General features: G+C 62.6%; 6 protein-coding genes. 4 read left to right on the top strand and 2 right to left on the bottom strand.

Annotated features, from left to right (window positions below; all coding sequences use genetic code 11):
* A partial coding sequence (locus ACQY7U_RS11665) for a helix-turn-helix domain-containing protein (RefSeq protein WP_428644622.1) occupies nt 1-756 on the top strand: 756 nt, incomplete at its 5' end.
* A 13-nt stretch (nt 757-769) separates the two neighbouring features.
* Here the strand turns inward: ACQY7U_RS11665 and ACQY7U_RS11660 are convergent.
* Entirely contained in the window at nt 770-1,672 is a 903-nt protein-coding gene (locus ACQY7U_RS11660; RefSeq protein WP_428644621.1) for a LysR substrate-binding domain-containing protein, read from the bottom strand.
* A 115-nt stretch (nt 1,673-1,787) separates the two neighbouring features.
* Here ACQY7U_RS11660 and ACQY7U_RS11655 point away from each other — a divergent pair, with 115 nt between their 5' ends.
* Genes ACQY7U_RS11655 through amaB form a run of 3 tightly spaced genes read left to right on the top strand, consistent with a single transcriptional unit; the run spans nt 1,788 to nt 5,566 of the window.
* Entirely contained in the window at nt 1,788-2,843 is a 1,056-nt protein-coding gene (locus tag ACQY7U_RS11655) for a saccharopine dehydrogenase C-terminal domain-containing protein (RefSeq protein ID WP_428644620.1), read from the top strand.
* Nucleotides 2,836-4,017 (top strand): pyridoxal phosphate-dependent aminotransferase, encoded by a 1,182-nt coding sequence (locus ACQY7U_RS11650; protein ID WP_428644618.1) that lies wholly within the window; start codon nt 2,836-2,838, stop codon nt 4,015-4,017. The genes ACQY7U_RS11655 and ACQY7U_RS11650 overlap by 8 nt, the downstream gene beginning before the upstream one ends.
* A gap of 49 nt (nt 4,018-4,066) precedes the next feature.
* A complete protein-coding gene (amaB, locus tag ACQY7U_RS11645) occupies nt 4,067-5,566 on the top strand; it encodes an L-piperidine-6-carboxylate dehydrogenase (RefSeq protein WP_428644617.1) in 1,500 nt (499 codons plus the stop codon).
* Nucleotides 5,567-5,601: 35 nt separating this feature from the next.
* Here the strand turns inward: amaB and ACQY7U_RS11640 are convergent, their stop codons facing one another.
* Complete coding sequence (locus ACQY7U_RS11640) at nt 5,602-7,167, bottom strand: CHAD domain-containing protein (protein WP_428644615.1); 1,566 nt, start codon at nt 7,165-7,167, stop codon at nt 5,602-5,604.
* Nucleotides 7,168-7,222: the final 55 nt, after the last annotated feature.

Raw genomic sequence — 7,222 nt, 5'->3', positions numbered from 1 at the left:
GGATCAAGAGGGCATATGCGCGGAGACACCTTCAAGACACTCCAGGGAATTCTGAAGGCCAGAGGCATGACTTATGCCGATCTTGCCGGGAGGATGAATGTGTCCGAGCCGACGGTCAAAAGAATCTTTGCCGGTCAGGATTGCAAGCTCGGCCGACTGCTCGAGATCTGCGATATCCTGGAGGTGCCGCTGGCCGATGTGCTCCACCGGGCGGCCCGGGTGTCGGAAAAGGCCAGCGTGCTGCCGGTGGCGACCGAAGCCCGGCTGGCAGCCGATCCCTCCCTTTTCTTCCTGTTTATCCTGCTGCGCGAACCGATCCCGCAGCATTTGATCGAGGAACGCTTCGGCCTGAGCGGTCAGGACATGTTCCGCTTCGGGCAGGACCTTGAAGCGCTGGGGCTTGCCGAGGTCCACGCGGGCAACCGGATCAAGATCACCCGGAAGGATCCGATCCAGTTCCGGCTGGACGGTCCGCTGATCCCGCTCCTGAAAGAGATCAATCTGAAGTTCCTGGATCAGGCGATTTCCAATGCAGGCGGTCAAAACAGCCCGTTTTTCACCGTGTCCCGGCGTATGCTGCCGGACACGGCGGCCTTCATCGCCCGGGAAATCGAAGCGCTGCAGGCAACCATTTCCGAGCTCGCCCGGCAGGACCAGATGGTCTCGCGGGAAGAGGATCTCGTCACCTGCAAGCTGACGGGCGCCTGGGCACCCGTCTCCTTTCCGGACATTCTGACGATCGCCCCGAAAGACTGAGCGCGGGCCTGCGTCAGCGCGCGACCCGGCGGCTGACCTGCCTCTGGATCCAGGTGGTGAATTCGACCGCCGCCGCGCTCCGCCTTCCCGGTGGCGTTGCCACATAGTAGTTGTGTCCCGATCCGTCGACCACGGAGGCAAGCTGGATCAGGGTGCCGGAGGCAAGCTCGGGTTCGATGAGGTAAGTTGGCAGGATGGCCGCGCCCTGACCGCTCACTGCTGCCGAGATGATCAGCGAAAACTGGTCGAAATAGCTGCCCTGCTGTGCATGGGCCGTTACCTCGGGCAGGGTTTTCTGAAAAACGCGCCACAGGTGCGGACGCGATGTCAGGTGGAGCAGCGGCATGTTGAAGATGTCCGGGGCGTCTTTGACCGCGTTGGCCTCGATCAGCGCAGGCGAGGCCACCACCACAAGGTCTTCCGGGCAAAGCGGCGTCAGCTTTGCTCCCGGCCAGTCGTTCGTTCCGAAATGGATGGCGACCTCGATGCCCTGGTCGGCCAGGTCGAAGGGGTCAGACCGGCTGTAGACCATCAGATCCAGATTCGCGCGCCGGGCCTTGAAGTCGCCGAGCCGCGGCACCAGCCAGCGTTCCGCGAAGGTCGGCAGGACGGCGATCGACAGCACCTCCTGGGATTCACCGGCCGCGACGGCCTGGGAAACCGTTCTGCGCAACCGTGCGAGATCGGAGAATATGGCGTCCGCAAAGGATCGTCCTGCCCGTGTCAGCCGGATGCCGCGCCCCTCCCGGCGGAAGAGGGCCGCCCCGATCTGGTCCTCCAGTTCCTTGACTTGCCGACTGACGCCGCTTTGGGTCAGGCCGAGTTCCTCCGCCGCCGCCGTGAAACTCTGGTGCTTCGCCGCCGCCTCGAAGCAGCGGAGCACGGAAATGCTGGGTATTGGAATGTCCCGGTTCACCTGTTCACCTGTTTAGTATGAGTTTTACTCATGAAAATATCTATTTTTCACGCGTTATTGTGCCGGTCAAGACGCGGTATTCTGCAACATGGAATTTTTAAGGGGAGTTTCGGACATGCAAAAGATTGCAGTCCTTGGTCTAGGTAAAGTCGGCACGCTTGCCAGCGAGCTCTTGCACGAAAGCGGCTTTACCGTCACCGGTTTCGACAACCATACTGCCGCCGACCTGCCGTTCGAGACCCGGCGGATAGATGTCAGCAACACGGACGCCCTGACCACGGCTCTGACCGGCTTCGACGCGGTCCTGTCCTGCCTGCCGTATTTCCTTAATGTTGGCGTCGCCACAGTCGCGCACGGCCTCGGCCTGCATTATTTCGACCTGACGGAAGACGTGCCGACCACCAAGGCCATCCTGAAGCTTTCCGAAACCTCCCGGGGCCTTATGGCACCGCAATGCGGCTTGGCCCCCGGCTTTGTCGGCATTGTCGGCGCGCATCTGATCGAGCAGCTCGACAGCTGCCGCTCCTGCAAGATGCGTGTCGGCGCGCTGCCGCAGAATCCGACCGGCCTGATGGGTTATTCGTTCAACTGGTCGCCGGAAGGCGTCGTCAACGAATATCTCAATGACTGCGAAGTGCTTGAAAACGGCGAAATCAAATGGGTCTCGCCGATGGAATGGATCGAGAAGATCGTTATCGGCGGCATCGAGCTGGAAGCCTTCACGACGTCCGGCGGCCTCGGCACCATGTGCGACACCTACAAGGACCGGGTGCCGAACATGGACTACAAGACCATGCGCTATCCCGGCCACGTCCAGCTGATGAACTTCTTCTTCCACGAGCTTCTCATGCGCGAACGCCGTCAGGAAGCCGGGGAAATTCTGGTGAACGCGAAACCGCCGGTGAACGACGACATCGTTTTCATCCACGTTTCCGCCGAAGGCGAAATCGACGGCCACATGCGGCGCAACGAATTCGTGCGCGGGCTGAAGCCGGTCGAGATCGCGGGCAAGGAGCGGACGGCGATTGCCTGGACTACGGCTTCTTCGGTCGTTGCCATCATCGAGATGGTCCGCGACGGCGCCCTGCCGGGCAAGGGCTTCCTGAAGCAGGAAGATGTCTCGCTCGACGCGTTTTTGAAGACACAGAACGGTGCCCGCTACAATGGATAGCAGGCCGGTCTTCCAGCGGGCGGACCGCATCGGTGGTATTGCCCTGTCCGAGATCGTGCAGATTTCGGAACGGGCAAATCTGCTGCGCGCCGAGGGCAGGGACGTAACCGCTCTGAGCACGGGCGAACCGGACTTTCCGACGCCGCCGCATGTGATCGCAGCGGCGAATGCGGCCGCAGTGGGCGGACAGACAAAGTATCCGCCGACGGCCGGCACACCGGTTCTCAGGGATGCTATCGCCGCGCAGGCGGGTGTGCGCCGTGAAAACGTGCTTGTGTCGACCGGAGCCAAACAGGTGCTGGCCAATGCCATGCTGGCGAGCCTCAATCCGGGCGACGAGGTCGTCATTCCGGCGCCTTATTGGACCTCCTATTCCGACATCGTTGCGATGGCGGGCGGGCGGGCCGTGACCGTGTCCTGCCCGATGACGGAAGGCTTCAAGCTGACGCCGGAAAAGCTGGAGGCAGCGATCACGCCGAAGACGCGCTGGCTCATGCTCAATTCGCCGTCCAATCCGTCCGGCGCTATCTATTCGGCGGCGGAAATCGAGGCGCTGGCCAGCGTCCTTGAGAACCACCCGCAGGTCTGGGTTCTGGCGGACGAGATCTACGAGCACCTGAGCTACGCTGCCTTTGTCAGTTTCGCGGATGCGGCGCCAGCGCTCAAGGACCGCACATTGATCGTCAACGGCGTCTCCAAGGCCTGGGCCATGACCGGTTGGCGGATCGGCTGGGCCATCGGTCCGGCGGAACTGATCAAGGCCATGACCGCCGTTCAGGGGCAGGTAACCTCCGGTGCCTGCTCGATTTCGCAGGCGGCCGCACTTGCGGCTCTTTCCGGCGATCAGGAGCTGTTGAGCGAGCGCCGCGATGCTTTCCGGACCCGGCGCGATCTTGTGGCCCACCGGCTGAACGCGGTCCCCGGCATTCACTGTCCGGTTCCGGACGGGGCTTTCTATGTCTTTCCGAACCTGGAAGGGCTGATCTCGGCCGGTGGATTTGAGAACGACGCCGCGGTCTGCGACTGGCTCTTGAGCGAAGCGCATGTCGCGATCGTGCCGGGCCGTGCCTTCGGCCTTCCCGGTCACGCCCGGATTTCCTTCGCCTATGCCGAAGCGGATCTGGAAAAGGGTCTCGACCGGATTGCCGAAGCTGTCGGCAGGTTGACCAACTGATTGTATGATTGAGGCCGTTGGCGCCTCACCACTGTCACAGGAGATAACAATGGAACACGCACAGGTTTTGAGCGCGCTCGGTCTCGGCGCGGAAGAACTGGCCGCCGGAACTCTCGTCGTCCGTTCGCCGATCGACGGGGCGGAAGTCGCGAAGGTCGCGGAAACGCCGCCTGCCGAAATGGATGCCGTCATCGCCCGTTCGAAGGCTGCCTTCAGGAAATGGCGCAGCGTGCCGGCGCCCCGCCGCGGTGAACTGGTTCGCCTGCTGGGTGAGGAACTGCGCGCGGCCAAGGACGCGCTCGGCGCGCTGGTGACGCTCGAAGCCGGCAAGATCACTTCCGAAGGTCTCGGCGAAGTCCAGGAAATGATCGATATCTGCGACTTTGCCGTCGGCCAGTCGCGCCAGCTCTACGGCCTGACGATCGCGTCCGAACGCCCTGGCCACCGTATGTCCGAAACCTGGCACCCGATGGGTCCTTGCGGTGTCATCACCGCTTTCAACTTCCCGGTCGCCGTCTGGTCCTGGAATGCGGCGCTCGCGCTGATCTGCGGCAACCCTGTCATCTGGAAGCCGTCGGAAAAGACGCCGCTGACGGCACTGGCCTGCCAGAAGATCTTCGAAAAGGCCGCCGCCCGCTTTGGCGAGGATGCCCCCGAAGGCCTGATGCAGGTCGTCGTCGGCCGGGCCGATGTCGGTGAATCTCTGGTTGCTTCCCGGGATGTGCCGATCCTGTCGGCCACCGGGTCGACCCGCATGGGCAGCATCGTCGGCCCGAAGGTCGCCGCCCGCTGGGGCCGCCCGATCCTGGAACTCGGCGGCAACAACGCGATGATCGTCGCGCCCTCCGCCGATCTGGAAATGGCCGTTCGCGCCATTGTCTTCTCCGCGGTCGGAACCGCCGGTCAGCGCTGCACTTCCCTGCGGCGGCTGATCGTGCACAAGTCGATCAAGGACGAACTGGTTGCAAAACTCGTCAAGGCCTATGACAGTCTTCCGATCGGCGATCCGCGTGAAGCAGGCACCCTGATCGGTCCGCTGATCGACCGGGCTTCGCTCGATGCCATGCAAACCTCGCTTGAAAAGGCCCGGGCCGAAGGCGGCAAGGTTCATGGCGGTGCCATCGTCAGCGACGGCGTGCCCGGCGGCGCCTATGCCGCACCTGCGCTGGTTGAAATGCCGGGTCAGACCGAGACCGTGAAGACGGAAACCTTCGCGCCGATCCTTTATGTGATGGGCTACGAAGACCTGGAAGAAGCCATCGAGCTGCAGAACGGCGTGCCCCAGGGGCTTTCCTCCTGCATCTTCACACTCAACGTGCGCGAAGCGGAAACCTTCCTGTCGGCGACAGGTTCGGACTGCGGCATCGCCAACGTCAACATCGGCCCGTCCGGTGCCGAGATCGGCGGGGCATTCGGCGGTGAAAAGGAAACCGGCGGTGGCCGTGAATCCGGCTCCGACGCCTGGAAAGGCTACATGCGCCGCCAGACATCGACGGTGAACTATTCCGCCGAACTGCCGCTGGCGCAGGGCGTCAAGTTCGACATCTGATCCAAAAGGCCCGCCGTTCCGGCGGGCCTTTTCATTTATTTCCAGAATTTCGGCGACTTCCGTGCCGCGTCCCAGCAGCTTCTGGCGTGTTGCCATTCGTCCTGGCACCGAGCTTCATGCCAGCCGATGACAAAGCCGGCCGCCTGGGCAATGGGAATGGCCCTTGCGCCACTTGCGGTGCACAGGTCCGGGAGCATTTCGGCCATGGCGACATCGTTCAGATAGCCGAATACGTCCTGCAGCTTCTTCATGCGCTTGAGAAACGGTTTGACCTTGCCTGGCGGATACAGGCAACCGAAGAATTCGACGCCATAGCGCATCTTCTTCAGTGTCTTGCGCATTTCGTGGCGCTCCGCGATGGAAAGCTTTTCCAGCCGCTTGCCGTAGCTCATGGCTTTCTTCCATTGCCGAGACAGGGCCTTGGCCGAAAAGGCGGTAACCGGCTGCGCCAGCAGGGCGGTCTGATCGAGGTTCTCCGGATCGAGCCAGCCGCGACCTTCCGTGTAGGCGGCAAGGTCGAGCAGGAAAGTGTTGAGTTCGTGCGAGCGCAGATGCTCCCTCAGAGCGGTGCGGGTCGCCTTGTCGCGGGCTGTGCCGAGATCCTCAACAAGGGCGTCGAAGGCAAGTTCCTGAGGGGCTTTCGCGGCAAGCGGGGCGACGATTTCGTCAATCAGCACATCCATGTCCCGCAAGGCGCCGGCCTTCGTAGCGATGATGCGGGCGCTTCTATCCAGCGGGGCCGTTGTGGCGGCATTCAGCACCGGTGCGAACAGCCTGAAGGCGCTGCGCAGCCGCCGGAGACCGATCCGCAGCTGGTGCGGACCTTCCGGATCGTCACAGGCAAGAACGGCCATGCGGTTTTCCGAGATCTGCGTCAGGCAGGACCGCAACACATCGCGGAAGGCCTGCTCGGTGGTGAGGCCGGGGGACAGGTCGAGTGGCCCGGTGAAAAAAGGCGCTGGTCCCTGCTCGGCCCGGCCTTCGGCAAACCGGTATCCGCGCTCGGCCTTGCTGTAGGGAGAAAAGCGGAAAGGCACGTCCTTCACGACAACCTTGGCCGCCTCGAAAACGGCAAGCGCCGGACCGGACTTCAGTTCCAGTTCGAACTCGGCAAGCGGCTGACTGCCGCTGCCGGCCAATATGTTGCCGGTGTCGAACGCCAGTTCAATATCGGTTCCGTCTTCTTCCCGTGTCAGATGCCGGACGGTCCGTTTCATGACCGTCTCGAAACACTCCGACAACGATGCCTCCCCGATGACTTCCGTGAGTTTTGCGCGAACCGTTTCGTCCTCGATCACCGCAAGATCGAGCGCCCGGCCGGTGACCGGGTGTTCCGCCTCGACCGGTGAGGAAAGGCCGCCCATCACACCCGTGCCAAGCTTTGCCGTTTGCAGCCAGCTTCGGCCGGACTTGCGCACCCTCAACGAAATCTTCGCCTTGCGCAGCGCCTGATCGGGCGTGTCGAAGTAGATCGACTGCAGTGTCTTGGTGACGGTCTTGCCGGCGGCGAAGCCTTCAACGGCGCCGGTCCGTTTCAGTGCGTCCTGCGCTTTGGGGTCCAATTCGAGCTTGAGCTCGATCTCACGTCCTGACTTGCTCATGCCCAAGTCCTAGCCAAGCCAGGCGTTCCTGTCCAGAAAAAGCGCACAATTTGCG

This window comes from Roseibium sp. (genome assembly GCF_050301095.1).
Classification (GTDB): domain Bacteria; phylum Pseudomonadota; class Alphaproteobacteria; order Rhizobiales; family Stappiaceae; genus Roseibium.
This window is presented reverse-complemented; position numbering and strand designations above follow the sequence as displayed.